Origin of the sequence: Agrobacterium sp. rho-13.3 (assembly GCF_033957765.2) — a bacterium.
GTDB lineage: Bacteria > Pseudomonadota > Alphaproteobacteria > Rhizobiales > Rhizobiaceae > Agrobacterium.
This window is the reverse complement of record NZ_CP192774.1, coordinates 902,252-924,638: the sequence shown is the minus strand read 5'-3', so window position 1 is coordinate 924,638 and position 22,387 is coordinate 902,252. Positions and strand designations below refer to the sequence as shown.

The 22,387-nt window shown below is 55.7% G+C and carries 18 protein-coding genes and 3 tRNA genes; 3 read left to right on the top strand and 18 right to left on the bottom strand.

Annotated features, from left to right (window positions below; all coding sequences use genetic code 11):
* Positions 1 to 63 precede the first annotated feature (63 nt).
* The 13 genes from nuoI to RMR16_RS04570 form a co-directional block, all read right to left on the bottom strand.
* The gene (gene nuoI, locus RMR16_RS04630; RefSeq protein WP_320201945.1) at positions 64 to 555 is read right to left on the bottom strand and encodes an NADH-quinone oxidoreductase subunit NuoI; all 492 of its coding nucleotides are present in this window, start codon (positions 553 to 555) and stop codon (positions 64 to 66) included.
* Between the two features lie 39 nt (positions 556 to 594).
* A complete protein-coding gene (gene nuoH / locus RMR16_RS04625) occupies positions 595 to 1,638 on the bottom strand; it encodes an NADH-quinone oxidoreductase subunit NuoH (protein ID WP_320201946.1) in 1,044 nt (347 codons plus the stop codon).
* A 12-nt stretch (positions 1,639 to 1,650) separates the two neighbouring features.
* Complete coding sequence (gene nuoG, locus RMR16_RS04620; protein WP_320201947.1) at positions 1,651 to 3,732, bottom strand: NADH-quinone oxidoreductase subunit NuoG; 2,082 nt, start codon at positions 3,730 to 3,732, stop codon at positions 1,651 to 1,653.
* Positions 3,733 to 3,887: 155 nt separating this feature from the next.
* The gene (nuoF, locus tag RMR16_RS04615; RefSeq protein ID WP_320201948.1) at positions 3,888 to 5,192 is read right to left on the bottom strand and encodes an NADH-quinone oxidoreductase subunit NuoF; all 1,305 of its coding nucleotides are present in this window, start codon (positions 5,190 to 5,192) and stop codon (positions 3,888 to 3,890) included.
* An 11-nt stretch (positions 5,193 to 5,203) separates the two neighbouring features.
* Positions 5,204 to 6,319, bottom strand: coding sequence for an NADH-quinone oxidoreductase subunit E (locus RMR16_RS04610; protein WP_320201949.1), 1,116 nt, complete (start codon positions 6,317 to 6,319; stop codon positions 5,204 to 5,206).
* 16 nt (positions 6,320 to 6,335) lie between these two features.
* Entirely contained in the window at positions 6,336 to 6,590 is a 255-nt protein-coding gene (locus RMR16_RS04605; RefSeq protein WP_320201950.1) for a hypothetical protein, read from the bottom strand.
* Positions 6,590 to 7,780 carry an NADH-quinone oxidoreductase subunit D gene (locus RMR16_RS04600; RefSeq protein WP_320201951.1) on the bottom strand — a complete coding sequence of 397 codons (1,191 nt, stop codon included), beginning with the start codon at positions 7,778 to 7,780 and terminating at the stop codon, positions 6,590 to 6,592. The genes RMR16_RS04605 and RMR16_RS04600 overlap by 1 nt, the downstream gene beginning before the upstream one ends.
* Positions 7,777 to 8,211 carry a GFA family protein gene (locus RMR16_RS04595; protein WP_320201952.1) on the bottom strand — a complete coding sequence of 145 codons (435 nt, stop codon included), beginning with the start codon at positions 8,209 to 8,211 and terminating at the stop codon, positions 7,777 to 7,779. The genes RMR16_RS04600 and RMR16_RS04595 overlap by 4 nt, the downstream gene beginning before the upstream one ends.
* A complete protein-coding gene (locus RMR16_RS04590) occupies positions 8,208 to 8,810 on the bottom strand; it encodes an NADH-quinone oxidoreductase subunit C (RefSeq protein ID WP_320201953.1) in 603 nt (200 codons plus the stop codon). The genes RMR16_RS04595 and RMR16_RS04590 overlap by 4 nt, the downstream gene beginning before the upstream one ends.
* Before the next feature lie 20 nt (positions 8,811 to 8,830).
* Positions 8,831 to 9,415 carry a NuoB/complex I 20 kDa subunit family protein gene (locus RMR16_RS04585; RefSeq protein ID WP_320201954.1) on the bottom strand — a complete coding sequence of 195 codons (585 nt, stop codon included), beginning with the start codon at positions 9,413 to 9,415 and terminating at the stop codon, positions 8,831 to 8,833.
* Complete coding sequence (locus tag RMR16_RS04580) at positions 9,406 to 9,771, bottom strand: NADH-quinone oxidoreductase subunit A (protein ID WP_320201955.1); 366 nt, start codon at positions 9,769 to 9,771, stop codon at positions 9,406 to 9,408. Before RMR16_RS04580 ends, RMR16_RS04585 begins: the two co-directional genes overlap by 10 nt.
* A 431-nt stretch (positions 9,772 to 10,202) precedes the next feature.
* Positions 10,203 to 10,279 (bottom strand) — tRNA-Asp (locus RMR16_RS04575).
* A 42-nt stretch (positions 10,280 to 10,321) separates the two neighbouring features.
* Positions 10,322 to 10,398: transfer RNA gene (locus tag RMR16_RS04570), tRNA-Asp, on the bottom strand.
* A 700-nt stretch (positions 10,399 to 11,098) separates the two neighbouring features.
* On the opposite strand from RMR16_RS04570, the gene RMR16_RS04565 reads away from it, so the two are divergent.
* Positions 11,099 to 11,174, top strand: a tRNA-Val gene (locus RMR16_RS04565).
* A gap of 516 nt (positions 11,175 to 11,690) precedes the next feature.
* Here RMR16_RS04565 and RMR16_RS04560 read toward each other — a convergent pair.
* Positions 11,691 to 12,491: an NAD-dependent epimerase/dehydratase family protein gene (locus tag RMR16_RS04560; protein ID WP_320201959.1), complete on the bottom strand. Its 801-nt coding sequence runs from the start codon at positions 12,489 to 12,491 to the stop codon at positions 11,691 to 11,693.
* A gap of 297 nt (positions 12,492 to 12,788) precedes the next feature.
* Between RMR16_RS04560 and kdgD the strand changes: the two genes are divergently transcribed.
* Positions 12,789 to 13,694: a 5-dehydro-4-deoxyglucarate dehydratase gene (kdgD, locus tag RMR16_RS04555; RefSeq protein ID WP_320202011.1), complete on the top strand. Its 906-nt coding sequence runs from the start codon at positions 12,789 to 12,791 to the stop codon at positions 13,692 to 13,694.
* Entirely contained in the window at positions 13,691 to 14,827 is a 1,137-nt protein-coding gene (locus RMR16_RS04550; RefSeq protein WP_320201960.1) for a mandelate racemase/muconate lactonizing enzyme family protein, read from the top strand. The genes kdgD and RMR16_RS04550 overlap by 4 nt, the downstream gene beginning before the upstream one ends.
* A gap of 225 nt (positions 14,828 to 15,052) precedes the next feature.
* Here the strand turns inward: RMR16_RS04550 and RMR16_RS04545 are convergent, their stop codons facing one another.
* The 4 genes from RMR16_RS04545 to clpX all read right to left on the bottom strand — a co-directional run bounded on the left by RMR16_RS04545 (position 15,053) and on the right by clpX (position 22,066).
* A complete protein-coding gene (locus RMR16_RS04545; RefSeq protein ID WP_320201961.1) occupies positions 15,053 to 17,254 on the bottom strand; it encodes an esterase-like activity of phytase family protein in 2,202 nt (733 codons plus the stop codon).
* A gap of 223 nt (positions 17,255 to 17,477) precedes the next feature.
* A complete protein-coding gene (gene hupB, locus RMR16_RS04540; protein ID WP_320201962.1) occupies positions 17,478 to 17,753 on the bottom strand; it encodes a DNA-binding protein HupB in 276 nt (91 codons plus the stop codon).
* Positions 17,754 to 17,954: 201 nt separating this feature from the next.
* A complete protein-coding gene (gene lon / locus RMR16_RS04535) occupies positions 17,955 to 20,372 on the bottom strand; it encodes an endopeptidase La (RefSeq protein ID WP_320201963.1) in 2,418 nt (805 codons plus the stop codon).
* Positions 20,373 to 20,788: 416 nt separating this feature from the next.
* A complete protein-coding gene (gene clpX / locus RMR16_RS04530) occupies positions 20,789 to 22,066 on the bottom strand; it encodes an ATP-dependent Clp protease ATP-binding subunit ClpX (protein ID WP_320201964.1) in 1,278 nt (425 codons plus the stop codon).
* Positions 22,067 to 22,387: the final 321 nt, after the last annotated feature.

Genomic DNA, 22,387 nt, shown 5'->3' with positions numbered 1-22,387 from the left:
GTACCGACAGGCATTTTACTGTTTACCCTCTCCGAAGCAGCGCCCCGAAGAAACCATGCTGCCTTAACGGTACGGCGCATCCAGAGCAAGGTTGCGTGCGATTTCACGCTCCCAGCGGTCGCCATTGTCGAGAAGACGCTGCTTGTCGAAATACAGTTCTTCGCGGGTTTCCGTCGCAAATTCGAAGTTTGGACCTTCCACGATGGCGTCCACCGGGCAGGCTTCCTGGCAGAAGCCGCAATAGATGCACTTCACCATGTCGATGTCGTAACGAACGGTGCGGCGCGTTCCATCATTGCGGCGTGGGCCAGCTTCGATGGTGATGGCCTGAGCAGGACAGATCGCTTCGCACAGCTTGCAGGCGATGCAACGTTCTTCACCGTTGGGATAACGGCGCAGAGCATGCTCCCCACGGAAGCGCGGGCTGACCGGACCCTTTTCGAACGGATAGTTCACCGTCGCCTTCTGTTTGAAGAAGTGGCGCATCGTCAAAAAGATGGCCGCGACGAATTCCTTGAGGAACAGTGAATTGACGGCTTGGGAAAGACTGGCCATCTCAACCTCCAAATCTGCAAGCGAGGACTAAAGACATCATCATGCGCCTGCCGTCAGCTTGAGTACGAATGCAACAATCACGACCATGGCGAGCGACAGAGGCAGGAAGACCTTCCAGCCAAGACGCATCAACTGGTCATAGCGGTAACGCGGAACGAATGCCTTCACCAGACCAAACATGAAGAAGACCATGCCGCCCTTGAGGATAAACCAGATAATCCCCGGAACCCAGTTCAGGAACCAGACATCCACGATGGGAAGCCAGCCGCCCAGGAAAAGGATGGTCGTCAGGCAGCACATCAAAACGATGGCAGCATATTCGCCCAGCATGAACATCATGTACGGGGTGGAGCCATACTCCACCATGTGACCGGCCACAAGTTCGGATTCCGCTTCCGGCAAATCGAAGGGTGGACGGTTGGTTTCAGCCAGCGCCGAAATGAAGAAGATGATGAACATCGGGAACAGCGGCAACCAGTGCCAGTCCAGGAAGGACGATGGCAGGCCGAGCGATGTGCCGATACCGGTGTGCTGAGCATTGACGATATCCGTCAGGTTCAACGAACCAACGCAGAGCAGCACGGTGACAATGACGAGGCCGATGGAGACTTCGTAAGACACCATCTGCGCTGCCGAACGAAGCGCGCCGAGGAACGGGTATTTCGAGTTCGAAGCCCAGCCGCCCATGATGATGCCGTAGACTTCAAGCGACGAAATCGCGAAGATATACAGAATACCGACATTGATGTTGGCGATCACCCAGCCATCCGCGAAGGGAATGACGGCGTAGGTTGCCAGCGCCAGCGTCACCGCGACCAGTGGCGCCAGCAGGAACACGGCCTTGTTGGCACCGGCCGGAATAACCGGCTCTTTCAGAATGAACTTCAAAAGGTCGGCGAACGACTGGAAGAGGCCGAAGGGACCAACGACGTTAGGGCCGCGGCGCAATTGAACGGCAGCCCAGATCTTGCGGTCCGCCAAGAGAAGGAAAGCGATCGATACCAGCAACAAAACGAGAAGCAGCAGAGACTGGCCGACAATAATCAGCGCTGGCCAGACATAGCTCCAGAAAAACAATTCCATAGTCCCCTACCCTTACTCTGCCGCAGCCTTGAAATTGTTGCGGGCCAATGCGGAACATTCGGCCATGACGGCGGACGCTCTCGCAATCGGGTTCGTCAAATAAAAATCCTTCACCGGCGAAGCAAAGCCCGCCTTGGAAAGTGTTCCGGCTTTACCAGCCAGCGCTTCGATATCCGCCACATCGCCGGCGGCAATCTCGTCACCTTCTGCAAAATGCGGATGCGCGATGAAGAGCTGCGCGCGAAGAGCAGACAGCGAATCGAACGGCAGCTTCTTGCCGAGAACATCGGAAAGCGCACGCAGGATTGCCCAGTCTTCACGGGCATCACCCGGTGCAAAACCGGCGCGGCTGCCGACCTGGACGCGGCCTTCGGTGTTGACCCAGATACCGGACTTTTCGGTATAGGCAGCACCCGGCAGGATAACGTCGGCGTTCATCGCACCGTTGTCACCGTGCGAACCGATGTAAACGGTGAGCTTTGCGGTTTTAGCCGACAGATTGATTTCGTCTGCGCCCAGCAGGAACAGAACGTCGGAAGATGCAACGATGGACGCAGCGTTGGCCGACTTTTCAGCCGGAACAAAACCGACATCCAGACCACCGACGCGGGCAGCTGCCGTGTGGAGAACCGAGAAGCCATTCCATTCCTGTGAAACAGCACCAACAGAAACGGCGAGCTTTGCAGCGGCAGAGAGAACCGCGGCGCCGTCTTCACGCGAAATCGCGCCCTGTCCGACAATGATCAGCGGGTTCTTGGCAGACTTCAGCTTTTCGATGAAGCTGTGCGAACCATTGGCCAGATCGGACAGTGTATCCGTGCCGGAGCCGAGATATTCGTAATCGTAACGCAGCTCACCAGCTTCACCGATCACGCCGATCGGGAAACCGCCGCGACGCCAACGCTTGCGAATGCGTGCGTTGAGAACGGCAGCTTCGTAACGCGGATTGGAGCCGATGATCAGCAGCGCGTCGGCATGTTCAATGCCTTCGATGGTGGTGTTGAACAGATAGCTTGCACGACCCAGCGATGGATCAAGTGCTGCGCCATCCTGACGGCAATCCACATTGGTGGAGCCGAGCGCGGACAGCAGCGACTTCAGCGCAAACATTTCTTCGACGGAGGACAGATCGCCAGCAATCGCGCCGATCTTATCACCGGACGTGGACGCCACGGCAGCCTTGATCGCGCCAAAAGCTTCGCCCCATGTGGCAGGCTGCAAGCGGCCATCCTTGCGGACGTAAGGCTTGTCGAGACGCTGGGTTTTCAGACCGTCCCAGATGAAGCGGCTCTTGTCGGAAATCCACTCTTCATTGATCGCTTCGTTGACACGCGGCATGACGCGCATCACTTCGCGGCCACGCGTATCGACGCGGATCGCAGAACCGAGCGCATCCATCACGTCGATGGTTTCGGTCTTGCCGAGTTCCCAAGGACGGGCAGTGAAGGCGAAAGGCTTGGATGTCAGCGCGCCAACCGGGCACAGGTCAACGACGTTGCCCTGAAGCTCTGAGGTCATCGCCTGTTCCAGATAGGTCGTGATTTCGGCATCTTCACCGCGACCGATCAGGCCGAGTTCGGAGATACCGGCCACTTCCGTGGTGAAACGAACGCAACGCGTGCAGTGAATGCAGCGGTTCATGACCGTCTTGACGAGCGGTCCGATGTATTTGTCTTCAACTGCACGCTTGTTTTCAGCATAACGCGAACCCGCGATACCGAAGGCCATAGCCTGGTCCTGAAGGTCGCATTCGCCACCCTGGTCACAGATAGGACAATCGAGCGGGTGGTTGATCAGCAGGAATTCCATCACACCTTCGCGGGCCTTTTTGACCATCGGCGTGTTGGTGAAAACTTCCGGCAACTCGCCGTTTGGTCCGCCGCGAATATCGCGAACGCCCATGGCGCAGGATGCAGCGGGCTTGGGCGGTCCGCCCTTCACCTCGATGAGACACATGCGGCAGTTACCCGCGACCGACAAACGCTCGTGAAAACAAAAGCGTGGAACTTCGGCACCAGCCTCCTCGCACGCCTGCAAAAGCGTGAAATGATCTGGAACTTCGATCTCTTTACCGTCAACCTTGAGCTTTGTCATGGTTCTACTTACGTCCTGTTGCCTGTCCGTCCCGCAACTCGTGCGTTCCGCAACAAATCCTGATCGCATCTGGCAAAGACTCATGCGCCAGATGCTTTAACGATGTATTGGATCGGTTACACCCGATCCCCGCCGCCCGCAACACCCTGACGGGTTTACTCGGCAGCTTCCAGCACAGCGCCATCATCCATGGCCCTGTAGGTGTATTGATCGATCCGCTTTTCGATTTCCGGACGGAAATTGCGGATCAGCGCCTGAACAGGCCATGCAGCAGCATCGCCCAGCGCGCAGATGGTGTGGCCTTCGATCTGCTTGGTCACTTCGAACAGCATATCGATTTCGCGCTTCTGCGCGTTGCCCTTCACCATGCGTTCCAGAACACGCCACATCCAGCCGGTGCCTTCGCGGCACGGCGTGCACTGGCCGCAGCTCTCATGCTTGAAGAAAGCAGCGATACGGGCAATGGCCTTGATGACGTCGGTGGACTTGTCCATGACGATCATGCCGCCGGTGCCGAAGGACGATTTCACTTCGCGCATCCCGTCGAAGTCCATGATGGCGTCCTTCATGTCCTCACCGCGAACGATGGGGCACGATGCGCCGCCCGGAATAACGCCGAGAAGATTGTCCCAGCCGCCACGAATGCCACCGCAGTGACGTTCGATCAGTTCCTTGAAGGACAGGCCCAGCGCATCTTCGAACGTGCAAGGACGCTCGACATGGCCGGAAACCATGAACAGCTTGGTGCCGACATTGTTCGGACGACCGATAGACGAAAACCACGACGCGCCGCGACGCAGAATTGTCGGCGCGACAGCGATGGATTCGACGTTGTTGACCGTGGTTGGGCAACCGTAGAGACCCATATTGGCCGGGAAAGGAGGCTTCAGACGCGGCTGACCCTTCTTGCCCTCAAGGCTTTCAAGCAATGCTGTTTCTTCGCCGCAGATATAAGCGCCTGCGCCGTGATGAACGTAAATATCAAAGTCCCAGCCGTTCTTGTTGTTTTTACCCAACAATCCGGCATCATAGCATTCATCGATAGCAGCCTGAAGCGCTTCGCGTTCGCGCATATATTCGCCGCGGACATAGATGTAGGCGGTGTGTGCGCTCATGGCGAAACCGGCGATCACGCAGCCTTCGATCAGCGTATGCGGATCGTGGCGCAGGATTTCGCGGTCCTTGCAGGTGCCGGGCTCGGATTCGTCGGCATTGACGACGAGATAATGCGGACGGCCATCGCTTTCCTTCGGCATGAAGGACCATTTGAGGCCGGTCGGGAAGCCAGCGCCACCCCGACCACGAAGGCCAGAGGCCTTCATCTCATTGATGATCCAGTCCCTGCCCTTTTCGATGATCTGCTTTGTGCCGTCCCAATGACCGCGCGCCAGAACACCCTTAAGGGACGTGTCCTTGAGGCCATAGAGATTGGTAAAGATGCGATCCTGATCTTTTAACATGCTTGACCTCTTTACCGCGGCTTCTTGCCGAAGACCTTGATGTATTCGGCTTCGCCACCCTTGGCGAGCGCCTCGGCCTGACGGACCCAATCGTCACGGTCGATACGACCCTTGAAATTCAGGTAGCCATCGACCCATTCGCGTTGCGCACCGTTCCAGCCGGCAACCTGAGCATAGGTGAAAATGCCCAGTTCGTTGAGAACAGCTTCGATTTTAGGGCCAACGCCCGAAATCAGCTTCAGATCATCCGGCGTTGCTGGCTTCTCGACCTTTGCAGGGCGGTTTGCGTCTTCCAGAGAAGGCTTGGAGATTTTCACCTCGCCAGAGCCTTCCTTTTCGGCAGCCTTGGCATTCGTCTCTGAGGCCTTCGGATCGGTCACGGGCGTCTTCAGCTTCGTGTCCGCTTCCGGCGCAGTCGTCTTCGGCTTTGCCGCTTCAGACGGTGCTGCGGCAGCAGCCGGTGCCGAGGTCGCCGGCGTTTCAGCAGGCTTGTCGAGATTGCTGCGATCCGGCTTGATCTCTTCTGTCAGCGTGGTGAGCGGACCAATCGGCGCCGAAAGATGACGGTCGATCTGCGGGCCTGGCTTGACGGTGTCGCCCTTGCCTGCCTCGAACGTATCGATGATCTCTTCCAGACGCTCAGGCGTCAGGTCTTCATAGGCATCCTTGAAGATGATGACCATCGGCGCGTTGACGCAGGCGCCCTGACATTCCACCTCTTCCCACGACAGCGTACCGCTTTCATTGGGTGTCAGCGGATCGTGGTGGATCTTGTGACGGCAGACATCCATCAGCGCTTCGGAACCGCGCAACATGCAGGGCGTGGTGCCACAGACCTGAATATGCGCTCTGGTGCCGACGGGCTTGAGCTGGAACTGCGTATAGAAGGTCGCGACTTCGAGCACGCGGATGTAAGCCATATCCAGCATGTCGGCGATCTTCTCGATACAGGCGCGGGTGACCCAGCCGTCCTGCTCCTGCGCACGCATCAGCAGCGGAATGACCGCAGACTGCTGACGTCCTTCAGGATATTTCTGGATCGTTTTTTCCGCCCATGCGGTGTTGTCCGCGTTAAACGCGAAACCCGTGGGCTGGAACTGATCTTCGGCTAGTCGACGAACGGACATACTTCCTCACGCCTCATCAATTTAACGACTCGCACCGCGATTTCGTCACCGTGACGAATTCGCAGGCATAGGCCGTTTTGTCTTTTTGCATGAACACAATGAATTTTCCGCCGTTGGGAAGCGAAGATTTGATTTCGTATCCCAATGACAGAAGCTGCTTAACAGTTGATGTGCCGCCACTTGATTGCGACGAAATACCCTCTTCCGCCGTTTGGGCGAAAAGTGGTGTCGTCGCAACAAGAAAAGCCGAGATGGCCAGCGGCAAACGCATCAGCGGTCAACCTCCCCGAACACGATGTCCAGAGAACCGAGAACCGCAGTCACGTCGGCCAGTTGGTGGCCCTTGCAGAGAAAGTCCATGGCTTGCAGATGCGCAAAGCCGGGAGCGCGGATCTTGCAGCGATATGGCTTGTTGGAACCATCCGCCACCACATACACGCCAAACTCGCCCTTCGGCGCTTCCACCGCGGCATAAACTTCGCCAGCGGGAACGTGATATCCCTCTGTGTAGAGCTTGAAGTGGTGGATCAGCGCTTCCATCGAACGCTTCATCTCGCCACGCTTCGGCGGCACGACCTTGCCATCCAGCGACGACACGGCACCAATGCGGTGCTTGCCCGACAGCAGCTCGATGCACTGCTTCATGATCTTCACCGATTCGCGCATTTCCTGCATACGGATCAGGTAACGGTCATAGCAGTCGCCGTTTTTGCCGACGGGAATATCGAATTCCAGATCGGAATAACATTCGTAAGGCTGCGAGCGGCGCAAGTCCCAGGCAGCGCCAGAACCGCGCACCATGACGCCCGTAAAGCCCCATGCAAATGCATCTTCCAGCGACACAATGCCGATATCGACGTTGCGCTGCTTGTAGATGCGGTTATGCGTCAGCAGTCCTTCGATGTTGTCGAGAACCGTGATGAACGGGTCGCACCACTTGCCGATATCCTCCACCAATTCCGGTGGAATATCCTGGTGCACGCCGCCCGGACGGAAATAGGCCGAGTGCATGCGCGCGCCGCAGGCACGCTCATAAAACACCATCAGCTTTTCACGCTCTTCAAAACCCCAGACCGGCGGCGTCATGGCGCCAACGTCCATGGCCTGCGTGGTGACGTTCATGATGTGCGACAGGATGCGGCCGATTTCGGAATACAGAACGCGGATCAACTGACCGCGCATCGGAATTTCCAGACCCAGCAGCTTTTCAACGGCAAGCGCGAAAGCGTGTTCCTGGTTCATCGGCGCAACGTAATCGAGACGGTCGAAATACGGGACGGCCTGAAGGTAGGTCTTGGTCTCGATCAGCTTTTCGGTGCCGCGATGCAGAAGGCCGATATGCGGATCGACGCGCTCGACGATTTCACCGTCGAGTTCGAGAACGAGACGCAACACGCCGTGCGCGGAAGGATGTTCCGGCCCGAAGTTGATCGTAAAATTGCGAACGTTATGTTCAGTCATGAGTGTTGCTCCGCCGACGTAATCATGGCGATGAATTCGGGGCCGGTCATGGTCTTTGTGGCCTGCGCGAACGAATAATTGGTCGGCTTTTCGTCTATGAAGATTTGCGATGCGAAACTGAAGCTGGATGGATCATTGAACGACTGCACAGACACGGCATGATGCGCACCGTCTTTGGAGCGCCACATCACCGTGCTGCCGCACGCCTTGCAAAAGCAGCGCTCACCCCATTCGGAGGAGGAATAAACGCCGAGATTCTGTTCGTTTTCCACCGAAACGCTTTCGCATTCAACGGCAAGAAACACGCCGCCAGACCAGCGACGGCAGATCGAGCAATGGCAAGCACCAACTTCACGGGCACCGATGCTCGCTTCGAAGCGAACGGCGCCGCAAAGACATTGTCCCTGCTCTTTCGCGGCAGCTTCGCTCATTGCTTGGCCTTTTCATCACCCGGAAGAACGTAATCCGTACCCTCCCAAGGGGAAAGGAAATCGAAGTTACGGAATTCCTGTTTCAGTTCGACTGGCTCGTAGAGAACGCGCTTCAACACGTCATCGTAGCGCACTTCCACAAAACCTGTGACTGGAAAATCCTTACGAAGCGGATGGCCTTCAAAACCGTAATCGGTCAGAATGCGGCGCAGATCCGAATGACCTTCAAACGGAATGCCATACATATCCCAAGCTTCGCGCTCGAACCATTCGGCACCAAGGAAAACCGGGGTTGCAGACGGCACGGCCTCGTCTTCCGCGACCTGCAACTTAATGCGAACGCGAAGGTTCTGGCGTGGCGACAGAAGATGGTAGACGACATCGAAACGCTTTTCGCGGGCCGGCCAATCCACGCCGCACACATCGATGATGTTGACAAAACCGCACTGCACGTCGTCGCGCAGGAAGGTCAACAGCGCGATGATGTTTTCCGGTGTCGTGTTCAGCGTCAGTTCGCCATATGCGATGACAGACGACTCTAACAAAGAGCCGCGCGCCTCATTCACATAGGCAGCAAGATCGTTGAGAGCTTCGCTCATTACTTATCTGTCCTTTGCCCTTAACGCTCGATCGTACCGGTACGCCGGATTTTCTTTTGCAACAGCAGCACGCCATAAAGAAGCGCCTCTGCCGTGGGGGGACAGCCCGGCACGTAGATATCTACCGGAACAACGCGGTCACAGCCACGCACCACAGCGTAGGAATAGTGGTAATAACCGCCGCCGTTTGCGCAGGAACCCATGGAGATCACGTAACGCGGCTCCGGCATCTGGTCATAGACCTTGCGAAGCGCTGGCGCCATCTTGTTGGTCAATGTACCGGCAACGATCATCACGTCCGACTGGCGCGGTGACGCACGCGGCGCAACACCGAAGCGCTCCATGTCGTAACGCGGGCCAGACGCCTGCATCAGACCTTCAACGGCGCAGCAGGCCAGACCGAACTGCATCCACATCAACGAACCGGTACGGGCCCAGGTGATCAGCTCGTCCGTGGACGTTACCAGAAAACCCTTGTCGGCCAGTTCATCGTTGATTTCAGAGAAATAGGCATCGTTGCTGCCAACGGGCTTGCCCGTCGACGGATCGATGATGCCCTTTGGCTTTTGCGCAACAAGCGTCGTGTCGTTTGGAGCTATGCCCATTCCAGCGCGCCCTTCTTCCACTCATAAATAAAGCCGATGGTCAGAACCAGAAGGAACACCATCATGGACCAGAAGCCGAACCAACCGATCTCACCGAAGGACACAGCCCACGGGAACAGGAACGCGACTTCAAGATCGAAGATGATGAAGAGGATCGACACGAGATAGAATCGAATGTCGAACTTCATACGGGCATCATCGAATGCATTGAAACCGCACTCAAAGGCGGAAAGCTTTTCTGGATCGGGATTCTTGTAAGCAACGGCAAAAGGCGCAATCAACAGCGCCAGACCGATGACAAGCGCGATACCGATGAAGATTGCGATCGGAATGTAGGAACTGAGGAGTTCAGTCATTGTCTCTTCCTTGCTCGACCGAGCGGCGAGCATATCCCTTTGGATGGTAACATCCTAGAGGTCGAAATTATGTTGCAACGCCGCAGTGGTTAGCGCAGCCTAGCACTCTCTGCAAGAGTTTAAGCACCATTTCAAGTCAATCGTGACACGGATTGGCCATTATAACGCGCAGGCACATTAGAAGATACCCGCGCAGACAGTGCTAAATCATTATAAAACATCGATAATTTGATTGTGGCGGTGGCCACCAAAAAGTCACACAAATTTGTGCGCAGCGGCACGAAAATTCATCCGGAAAAGCGTGAGAAACATGACTTTAAAAGGCTAGAAATCGGATCACTGAAACGATACCGAGTCCCGCCCAATGCACTGCCGTGCGGCAGTCTTCTTCATTATGAAGGGAGGAAATTGACATTTATTTGGAAAATAAATGGCGCGAGTGACGGGGCTCGAACCCGCGACCTCCGGCGTGACAGGCCGGCACTCTAACCAACTGAGCTACACCCGCGCATTTGTGGATCATGAAGATCCGTCGTTCTTGAGGAAGGAATGGCGCGAGTGACGGGGCTCGAACCCGCGACCTCCGGCGTGACAGGCCGGCACTCTAACCAACTGAGCTACACCCGCACATTCCTTAAAGACTGGCCTAAACCCGTCTTCCGAACTTGCCTCAGCAGTTCGTTGAGCGGCTAACTAAGGCGTTCGTGTTGGGGTGTCAAGCAGGTTTCACGACAAAAGAATAAGCTTGTGCATTTTGATTTCACAAACACGCACGAAGCCCCGGTTTCCCGGCGTTTTTCCATTTCAGTTTTTTTACGCTCCAAACATCAAACTTATCCACAGCCGCTCCAGACACCCCACCGACACCGAATCTCTTTCTCACAAGACGTGACGAACGGGCAGGATTCGTGTGCTTGTATAGGAGGACGTCATTTGGTCGCCCCATCGCCCCCAACATCATCGTCACCTCGACCGTTGCAACTGCCGTTTACATCCCTCCCCTCATCCATGTTCGCAACGGAACACAGAAAGCGGAATCGCCAGCCTCCCTCTCCGTTTTGCCAGACGCCAGAATGTCCAAAAACAGCCTCACGCTTTTGTCCGGAATTTTCCCGTTGTGGAAAACTTTTGTCGGCGAGCCCAACCTAAGCCGCCGAAACCTCTTCATTTCCAGGCTTTTTGACCACTTTTGACCCCGCCCAACAAAAACCGTTCCCAAACAAAAATCGAAAAAAACAAAAAAACTTCACAAAAGGTCTTGCGGTTTTTTTTCGATACCACTAGATCACAGCCACCGACGCAGTAGACACAATCTGCAAGACGCGACGGGCGATTAGCTCAGTTGGTAGAGCGCCTCGTTTACACCGAGGATGTCGGCGGTTCGAGTCCGTCATCGCCCACCATTCTTCAAAATATCCCTTAAATTCAGCGCGCTTACGTCTCTCTACGGCACTCAGTCGCAGGATTTGAGATGTGGTAAGTTCGATTTGCGCAGTATGCGCTTAAGCGCTCAACGCCCTCCATCGTATGAGCGCTTGGTGCGCGGCACTCCAACGTCGAAAATTCCCCCGGTTTCGACGTGTTACGATGTTACCAATACATTTTGCAGTTTATTAACTATATCCCCGCATCACCCAGAATAATGTGCAGTCTCGACACAAGAGGCGGGGCGATATGCATGAAATTACCCGTGAGATTCAATATTTCTAAACAAATTGTCGTCCATAATCATCGCACCGACTTCATGATGAAGCCGCTTTTTATGGGATGAACCATGTCTGCGAACTCAATCGTCACGCTGGCGCTGATTGCGCTGCCGATCTACTTCTTCTTTCGCTGGGTGCAATACGACTCAGAAAAGCAGGATAAGCCGAAGTAGAAACATTCCTCGGCCCCTCCCTACTCCTTACAGACCGCCATCAACCATCCGCTGGATGGCCATATGTGGTGAAAACACCGCCTTGATATATGATGGCTGGATCTTTCGGGTCTTCCTTACCCGCTTGAGCAAGCACCTCGGCGCGCCACTTCGCCGAGCTATCCTGCGGCTTCCAGCCGAGGAATGACACATTGCCGTTATCCCACCAGCTTTCGTCATTGTTGGACGCGCCATAGACGACGGCGTTGCCCAATCGCGGAGCTTCGAACGCACGCGCACACAGCGACACGAAATCTTCGACGCTGAACCATGTCGCCAACATGCGCGTGGTCTGGGGTTTTGGTGTCAACGAGCCAATCCGCACGGAGAGTGTCTCCTGCCCGAATTTATCGAAATAAAAGCTCGCCAGATTTTCTCCGAAGCATTTTGAAACGCCATAGAGCGAATCGGGCCGCACCTGCGAAGTGCTGTCGAGCTTTTCATCGCGGGTGTGATAACCGATCGTGTGGTTGGAACTGGCAAAGATAATACGCGGCTGGCCGTTGTGACGCGCCGCCTCGTACAGATTATAGACGCCTTCGATATTGCCCTTGAGGATAAGCTCGAAGGGCTTCTCCACCGAAATGCCGCCAAGATGGATAATGCCGTCGACGCCCGCCACGGCGGCATCGACTTCGGCTCGGTTGGAAAGATCGCATTTCACGAAGCTCTCATGCGCGGCCAGATCGGTGATATCCACCAGATCGGACAGCACGACTTTCTCGGCCAATCCCGTCAGCAATGGGCGAACGGCCTTGCCTACGCCACCGGCAGCACCGGTCAATAACAACGTCTTCAGCATGTTTCCTCCACATTGCCGTTTTGCATACCACACACTAAAAACAGGCGTGTGGTCATACATAAACTCTCCCGTTATCTTATCTCTACGCCAGACACGGGCTTATTTTCAAGGGGCGATGACAAAACGGAAAGTGTGATCATCAACAATAACGCCCAACTGTCATTCAAAACAAACGATCTTTCCTCGTCGAAAAATCAGCATCAAAAACTCCCAACTCATAATACAAGTTGTTGACAAAGGTAATATCTCGAATATTATCGCCACAAGCTAACAATTGGAGACAAGAATTTTATGGCTATGGACCCACAGGAACTCAAGGTCGCACTGGGCGCGGGCCTTCTCTCTTTCCCCGTCACCGCTTTCGACAAACAAGGCGAATTCAACGAAAAGCCGTACCTTGATCACGTTGGCTGGCTGTCCGGCTTCGACGCGACCGTGCTTTTCGCTGCGGGCGGCACAGGCGAATTTTTCTCGCTTGCACCGGAAGAAGTCGCGACTGTCGTGAAGGCGGCCAAGTCCGCTGCCGGTTCTGTTCCCATCGTTTCCGGTTGCGGTTACGGCACCAAGATTGCCATTCAGATTGCCCAGAGCGCTGAGAAAGCCGGTGCGGACGGCATTCTGCTGCTGCCGCATTACCTGATGGATGCGTCGCAGGCTGGCCTTTATGCGCACATCAAGGCCGTGTGTGATTCGATCTCCATCGGCGTGATGGTTTATAACCGCGACAACTCCATTCTGACGGCTGAAACGCTTCAGAAACTGTGCGACGCCTGCCCGAACCTCGTTGGCTTCAAGGATGGCTCCGGCGATATTGGCCTGGTGCGCAAGATCACGGCCACGATTGGCGAACGCCTGACGTATCTCGGCGGTATGCCGACAGCCGAACTTTTCGCCGATGCCTATCTTGGCGCTGGCGTGACGACCTACTCGTCTGCCGTGTTCAACTTCGTGCCTGCTCTGGCGCAGGATTTCTACAAGGCGCTGCGCGCAGGTGACAGGGCAACGACCGACCGCATTCTCGTCGACTTCTTCTATCCTTTCATGGACATTCGCAACCGCCAGAAGGGTTATGCCGTTTCCGCCGTCAAGGCTGGCGTTCGTCTGCTCGGCTTTGATGCCGGCCCGGTGCGCGCGCCATTGACAGACCTGACCGAAGAAGAAATCGGCCTGCTCGAAAACCTGATCGGACCTTACAAGTCATGAAAATAGCGGCGGTTCGCACTCATCTCCTCGATTATAAGCTGGGCCATGCCTTCGAAAGCGCGTCCATGCGCTTCGACAGGCGCATCCACTGCCTTGTCGAGATCATATGCGATGATGGCACCGTGGGCTGGGGCGAATGCCTCGGCCCGGCAAAGCCGAATGCTGCCGTTGTGGCTGCTTATACCCCTCACCTCATCGGTAAAGACCCGCTCGATATCGAGATCATCTGGCATCAGCTTTACAATCTGCTGCGGGATCAGGGCCAGCGCGGCCTGACTGTGACCGCGCTCAGCGGCATCGATATCGCCCTGTGGGATATCAAGGGCAAGCGGTTCGGCACGTCGGTGTCGCGCCTGCTGGGTGGCCGTTTCCGTGAAAGCGTCCATGCCTATGCCACCGGCTCTTTCCGCAAGGATGGTGTCGATGCGGTGTCCGATGTCGCAGCGGAAGTTGCGGGTTACGCGAAACAGGGTTTTCACGCGGTCAAGATCAAGATCGGTTTTGACGTGGCGGAAGACATCGCCGTCATTCGTGCGGCACGCGAAGCCGTTGGACCGGATGTTCGCATCATGATCGATGCCAACCACGGTTACGATGCGCTGGAAGCCATCGAAGTCGGCAAGGCGCTTGCGCCTTTGGGCATCGATTGGTTCGAAGAGCCCGTCGTGCCGGAGCAACTGGATGCTTACCGCGCCGTTCGTGCCGGTCAGCCTATTCCGGTTGCGGGTGGTGAGACCTGGCATGGTCGCTATGGAATGCGAGAACCGCTGGAAAGCCGTGCGGTCGATATTCTCCAGCCGGATTTGGCGGGTAGCGGCGGTTTTTCCGAAACCAAGCGCATTGTCGATCTTGCAACGCTTTACGGTGTTCGCGTGGTTCCGCATGTGTGGGGCACAGGCGTTGCCATTGCTGCGGCGTTGCAGTTCATGGCTTACCTGCCGCCAGACCCCGCCAGACGCAACCCACGTCCGCCCATTCTGGAGTTTGACCGCACCGAGAACCCATATCGTCAGGCCGTGCTGACCAGCCCGCTGGACCATGTGAACGGCGTGGTGCAAATCCCGGATGGACCCGGCCTCGGCATCGAAATCAATCGCGCCGCACTGGAGCAATATGCCTTGAAAGATTCGTGATCTTTGGGTGAAAGATCGCGATAGAAAAAGCCGGGTGTTTTGCACCCGGCTTTTTTGATTGGGATGGCTTACTGTCTCGCAATAGCGGCCCTCATTCTCCGTCACCCCGGACCTGATCCGGGGTCCAGTGCGATCAAGTCCTTGATCGCAAGAGACTCCTTCTCGCCGCAGACGCGGCGAACTGGATGCCGGGTCAAGCCCGGCATGACGGGAGTGAAAGTCAGCTTAGTTCATAACCTTCAGTTCAACCGGGAAGAACAATGTCTCGCCAGAGCTGTCATCCACGCCATCATTGTCCGTTACGGCAAAGGCCTTGCCGGATTTGTCGAACGTGAAGCCTTCCAGCTTGTCGACGACATAACCGTTGGTCTGCCCCTTCAAATCGGGAATGAAGTCGTGCACTTCGGTCTTCTTCACCAAAGGCAATTCTCCACCGATCTTGCCGGGTTTCAGGTCGGCAATGGCAACGCTGTAAAGCTTCTTGATCTTTGCCTTGTCGCCAACCTGGTTGTCGCGCTCAACGATGTAGACGTTGTCGCCGTGTGCGGTGATTTCAGACAGGCCGACCCATGCACCTTCCGGTGCCTTGTCCAGCGGATAGTGCACGGCGCCCCATTCCTTGGACTTTGGATTGTAAGAGACCAGCTTTACTTTGCCCTTCTCTTCCTTGCCCCATTCACGCTGAACAGCCATCCACAGCGTGGCATCATCGCCCTTGCCGATCATCGTCACGCCTTCAAAACCAAAGCGCGTTTCGCCTTCCAGCAATTCTTTTGGAAGTGCGATTTCGGCTTTGATCTCGCCCTTGGCATTGACGTTATACAGCGCGTGCGGAACGAGCTTTTCGCTGTTGCCTTCAGAAGCAACCCAGAAGCCGCCCTTGCCGTCCAGCGTAATGCCTTCCATATCAAGCTTCTGCGCAGCCAAGCCATCACGCTTTACGCGCAAGACGCTGGTGATGACGGCTGGCTTCTTCGTGGCGTCGATGGTGTAGATCGATGGCTGGTTGCCATAGACGGAGTCGGAGATGGCATAAAGAGTGCCTTCTTTTTCCGCGTCCGCAACGAGACCGGAAAGAGCGCCCCAACCGATCGGCGCGCCATCGACCGTGGCGGAAACGAGCTGCGGGTAAGCCGCTTGGCCTTCGGCGCGCTCATAAATCATGACATGCGAACGTGCCGCGCCATCTTCCACCAGATCGGCCTCATTGGCCGTGACAAGCAGGTTGCGCGAAGGAATGGCAACGGCACCTTCCGGCGAGATACCGGACGGCAGAAGCTGCGTCAGCGTCGGCTCGCCGCCGGTGTCCTTGTAAACGCCGACCACAGAGGCGCGCTCAGCCAGTACGAAGAAATATTTCTCACCGCCAAACGTCGCAACTTCCAGACCTTCAGGCTCGATGCCCTTGGCTCTGGAGCGCTTTTCAGGATAGTGGCCGATGGCCGCAACGGCGTGTTCGAGAGACGCACCCGCTTCATAGAGAAGCTTGCCGGACTTATCGAAAATCGTGAAGCCGCGTGAGCCGCCTTCCCAATCGCCTTCGTTGGCGATCACGATGCGCTCATTGTCCAGCCACTTCACGGCATCCGGCTCGCGCTTGCGTGCATCTTGGCTGTCGGTGAATTTCAACTGGCCATCGGTCTTGGTGTCGATGCCTTTCAGATCAACCGTGCCTGCGGAAAAGTGGCTTGTGACCTTGCCGCTCTTGCCATCGATAATCGCGATATGATTGTTTTCCTGAAGGGTCACGGCGATTTCGCCGTTGGCATTGATGGAGACGAACTCTGGCTCCGGATCTTCCGGTGCGATCTCCGCGATGCCCGTCAAATCGATTTTCTTGAGCGTGGAGCAATCGGCAGCGCCGTTCGTCAAACCTATTGTCACGACGAAACCGGCTGGCAACTGTGGCAGCGCACCGTCGTTGACCTTTTCGTTACGCTCGTTTTCGATGGCGATGGCAACAAAGCTCTTGTCGGGAGACACGGCAACGGAATCAGGCTGGCCGCCGAGGTCGCAGCTCGCTTCGATTTTCTTCGTTGCAACGTCGACAGTCACCAGTTTGCCGGAGGGCTTTACGAAGCTCTCAGAGGTGTTGACGCCGGCCAGCACCTTGGCGCCGGACACGGCAACAGATGTCGGTTCGCCGTCCAACAACAGCGCGCCAAGCGCTTTTGGCGCCTTGGCATCGGTAATATCGACAAAGCCGATGCCACCCAGCGGGCTGTCGGAATAGATCAGCGTCTTGCCGTCTTCACTGGCCGCGACGATTTCGGCAGATGTGACGGTTTTCTGATCCTTGTCAGACGGCAGGTTCAGCGCCACGGGAAAGGACGCGATACGGTTGAACACCTGCTCGGCGGCGGCGGGAAATGCAACGGATGCAAAAAGTGCTGCGGTGAGTGCCGCGCTTGAAAAACGAAATGTCATAGTGTCCCCTTCAATGCAAAAAAATGCATGAATCGCTTCTGCGGCATTCACGTAACAAACACATGACAATCAGAACGTGTTGACAAACAAAAAGCCCGATCGCGTGGATCGGGCTTTTTGCATTTCTTCGACATCATTTCGCAAAACAGCGCGAAGTGCCAAATTTTTCCTCGTGTACCTGAAAATCGCCCGCACGCCGCAGGCGCGAGCAATCTTAGGAAACTTAGGAGTTAACTGCTTCCTTCAGGCCCTTGCCTGCGGAGAACTTTGGTACGTTGCGAGCCGGAATATCGACTTCTGCACCCGTAGACGGGTTACGGCCCTTGGAGGCTTCGCGACGGCTTACAGTGAAGCTGCCGAAGCCAGCGAGACGGATATCGCCACCGCTCTTCAGTTCGTTCTGTACAGTTTCGAATACCGCGTCAACTGCGGAAGCGGCATCAGCCTTCGTGAGACCAGACTTTTCGGCAACTGCAGAAACGAGCTCATTCTTGTTCATGTTTCCACCCCTTTCAATGGTTTGAAACGACTCAAATTGGGTCGGCGCAGAATACGAATGCATTCGCGCACCGCAACCCAAAAGCGCCGGAATGGCCTGAAAAACAAGGGGTCTGATATTCTTTTCACAAAAAAGGCTGGCATTTCTGCCAGCCTTTCAACGATTTTGTGCTAATTTAGCATCACGACCAACAATCGCATATCAATGCGCGATTGTTTGACCATTATCATCGACACCCTCAACGGTGGCGATAACCGGCGTCTCGATGCTGCCATCCCATTCGATCGGCTCTGGCACGCGGGTCAGCGCGTGTTGCAGAACTTCACCCATGCGCGATACCGGGATGATTTCCATCTCGTTTTTCACGTTGTCGGGAATATCCGCCAGGTCCTTGGCGTTCTCTTCCGGGATCAGCACTTTCTTGATGCCGCCGCGAAGTGCGGCAAGCAGTTTTTCTTTCAATCCACCAATCGGCAGGACACGACCACGCAGGGTGATTTCGCCTGTCATCGCAACGGTTTTGTTCACCGGAATACCGGTCATGATCGAAACGATGGCGGTTGCCATGGCAACACCGGCGGATGGGCCATCCTTGGGGGTCGCACCTTCTGGAACGTGAACGTGAATGTCCGACTTGTCGAAACGTGGCGGTTCGATGCCGAAGTCCACTGCACGCGACCGGACATACGATGCCGCCGCCGAGATGGATTCCTTCATCACTTCCTTCAGGTTGCCGGTCACGGTCATACGACCCTTACCCGGCATCATGACGCCTTCGATGGTCAGCAACTCGCCGCCCACTTCGGTCCATGCCAGACCGGTAACGACACCGACCTGATCTTCGCCTTCGGCTTCACCGTGACGATAACGCGGAACACCCAGATAGTCGTTGATGTTAGCCGCCGTCACCGCCACAGAGGTGGACTTGCCCTTGATGATTTCCGTCACGGCCTTGCGGGCGAGCTTCATCAGTTCGCGCTCAAAACTACGAACACCGGCTTCACGCGTGTACTGTTGGCTGATGGCCATCAGGGCATCGTCGCTGACGGAAAACTCTTCCGGGCGCAACGCATGTTCCTTGATTGCCTTTGGCAACAGGTGACGCTTGGCGATTTCGCGCTTTTCGTCTTCCGTGTAACCGGCAATACGGATGACTTCCATACGGTCCATCAATGGGCCAGGAATGTTCAGCGTATTGGCCGTGGTCACGAACATCACGTCCGACAGGTCATATTCCACTTCGAGATAGTGGTCCATGAATGTGGAGTTCTGTTCCGGATCAAGCACCTCCAGCAGAGCGGAGGACGGATCGCCACGGAAATCCTGTCCCATCTTGTCGATTTCGTCGAGCAGGAAGAGCGGGTTCGCCTTCTTGGCCTTCTTCATCGACTGGACGATCTTGCCGGGCATGGAGCCAATGTAGGTCCGACGATGACCGCGGATTTCCGCCTCATCACGCACGCCACCCAGCGCCATCCGCACATATTCGCGACCGGTTGCCTTGGCGATGGACTTCGCAAGCGATGTCTTGCCAACACCCGGAGGACCAACGAGGCACAGGATAGGGCCACGGATTTTCGTCGCACGGGCCTGTACGGCCAGATATTCGACGATGCGTTCCTTGACCTTGTCCAGACCGAAATGATCCTGCTCGAGAATCTTCTCGGCAGCCGCAAGGTCGGTCTTGATCTTGGACTTCTTGCCCCATGGCAGAGCCAGCAACCAATCCAGATAGTTGCGTACGACGGTTGCTTCCGCAGACATCGGGCTCATCTGACGCAGCTTCTTCATTTCGGCTTCCGCCTTTTCGCGGGCCTCCTTGGAGAGCTTGGTCTTGGATACGCGTTCTTCCAGTTCAGCCATCTCGTCACGGCCATCTTCGCCGTCACCGAGTTCCTTCTGGATCGCCTTCATCTGCTCGTTCAGGTAATATTCGCGCTGGGTCTTTTCCATCTGGCGCTTGACGCGCGAGCGGATGCGCTTTTCAACCTGAAGAACGGAAATCTCGCCTTCCATGAAGCCAAGCGCTTTTTCAAGGCGCTGCTTGACGCTCACCGTTTCAAGCATTTCCTGCTTTTCGGTGATCTTGATGGACAGGTGAGACGCAACCGTGTCGGAAAGCTTCGAATAATCGTCGATCTGGCCGGCGGCACCAACCACTTCCGGCGAAATCTTCTTGTTGAGCTTCACATAGCTTTCAAATTCCGACACCACCGAGCGAGACAAAGCCTCGATCTCGACAGGGTCTTCCTTCGGCTCGTCCAGCAACACGGCCGTGGCTTCATAGAAGTCTTCACGGCCCGTGTAGTCTTCGATCTTTGCGCGGCCTTTGCCTTCCACCAGAACCTTCACGGTTCCGTCGGGCAGCTTGAGCAATTGCAGCACGTTGGCCACCGTACCGACCTTGTGAATGGCCGATGGATCCGGATCGTCGTCACCGGCGTTAATCTGCGTGACAAGCATGATCTGCTTGTCAGAGCCCATGACTTCTTCCAGTGCACGAATGGATTTTTCCCGTCCGACGAACAGCGGAACGATCATATGCGGGAAAACGACAATGTCGCGCAGAGGGAGTACGGGATAAGTACCGCCAGATGCAGCAGACGTGATGTTCGTCATATCATTTCCTTTCAATGGCCCCTTCATGAAGGGACGCTTGCCGGACTTTCTTTGGGAGTTTCCGGCATATTCTTTGTCGTGACTGAAAGTGGAGTTTGCCACTGTCATTTTCAAGTCACGAAAACAGATAGCCTTCCGAACCGGGCAGGCTGAAATTTCGAAAAACGCAATACGCAACCAAACGCTTCACACTTTCCGCCATCCGCCCGCCATGCCGATTCGGAAACAGCAGCAGACGTTCAAATAAACGTCACATCGCTCTGCAAATCACTTCTAAAACTTTATCAGGAAAGAGCAATCCGCTCCAAACGCAAAATCAGGCAGCATCGCAATATTGCGACCTTTCCCGTGCATAATACGAAAAAAAGGCCCGCCTGAGGCGAGCCTTTCGATCTTGCTTGGCGTTCCCGGCACAATCAGGCGGAAACGTTTGCTTTCTCTTCCTGCCGTTCCGAATAGATGTAAAGCGGACGGGCGGTGCCGCTCACGACCTCATCCGAGATCACCACTTCACGAACGCCTTCCAGCGTTGGCAATTCGAACATCGTGTCGAGCAGGATTTTTTCCATGATCGAACGCAGACCACGCGCACCGGTCTTGCGCGTGATTGCCCGGCGGGCAATTTCGCGAAGAGCGTCTTCGTGGAATGTCAGTTCGACGTCTTCCATCTCGAACAGGCGCTGGTACTGCTTGATCAGAGCGTTCTTCGGCTCCGACAGAATCTGGATCAGCGCGTCTTCATCCAGATCTTCGAGCGTTGCCAGAACCGGCAGACGACCGATGAATTCAGGGATGAGGCCGAACTTGACCAGATCTTCCGGCTCCAGCTCACGCAGCACCTCGCCAACACGACGATCATCTTCGGCCTTTACCGTTGCGCCGAAACCGATGGAGGTCTTTTCGCCACGGGCAGAGATGATCTTGTCGAGACCGGCAAATGCGCCGCCGCAAATGAACAGGATGTTGGTCGTATCCACTTGCAGGAATTCCTGCTGCGGATGCTTGCGACCACCCTGTGGAGGAACGGAAGCAACCGTGCCTTCCATGATCTTGAGAAGCGCCTGCTGAACGCCCTCACCCGAAACGTCGCGCGTGATGGACGGGTTGTCCGACTTGCGTGAAATCTTGTCGACTTCGTCGATATAGACGATGCCGCGCTGGGCGCGTTCCACGTTATAATCCGCAGACTGGAGCAGCTTGAGAATGATGTTTTCAACATCCTCACCCACGTAACCAGCTTCGGTCAGCGTCGTGGCATCTGCCATGGTGAACGGCACGTCGATGATGCGAGCGAGCGTCTGGGCAAGATAGGTCTTGCCGCAACCGGTCGGACCGACCAGCATGATGTTCGACTTCGCCAATTCGACATCGCCATTCTTGGAGGCATGTGCGAGACGCTTGTAATGGTTGTGAACAGCCACGGAGAGGATTTTCTTCGCCTGCTTCTGGCCGATGACATATTCATCGAGAACCTTGATGATGTCCTGCGGGGTGGGAACACCCTCACGCGACTTCACCATCGATGTCTTGTTTTCTTCACGGATGATGTCCATGCACAATTCGACGCATTCATCACAAATGAATACCGTCGGCCCGGCAATAAGCTTCCGGACTTCGTGCTGGCTCTTGCCGCAGAATGAACAATAGAGTGTATTTTTTGAGTCGCCGCCGTTGCTGCCGCTGACTTTGCTCATATCTCTTTCCTTCCAGCACGCCGCTGGTCCGCCAAGCGGATCGCGATCAACTTACCGTCTGCCGACACGGTCGCTTCCCATAAGCATCCATGTCCGCTTCGTTCCCGGGGTACTAACCGCATCAGATATCTGACCTGATAAACGGCGGCAACGAATTCCCCTTCAAACTCCGAGGCGGATCACGCCTCGGCATTTTTCTGTCTGTCTATCCCGTCATCAAACCAAATCAGGTTTTTGTAGGACCGACTCAAAGCTATGTCATAAAATTTCAACACAGCCTTAATATCTACTATTAGCGCTTTATTCTGCGGTTTAAACCCC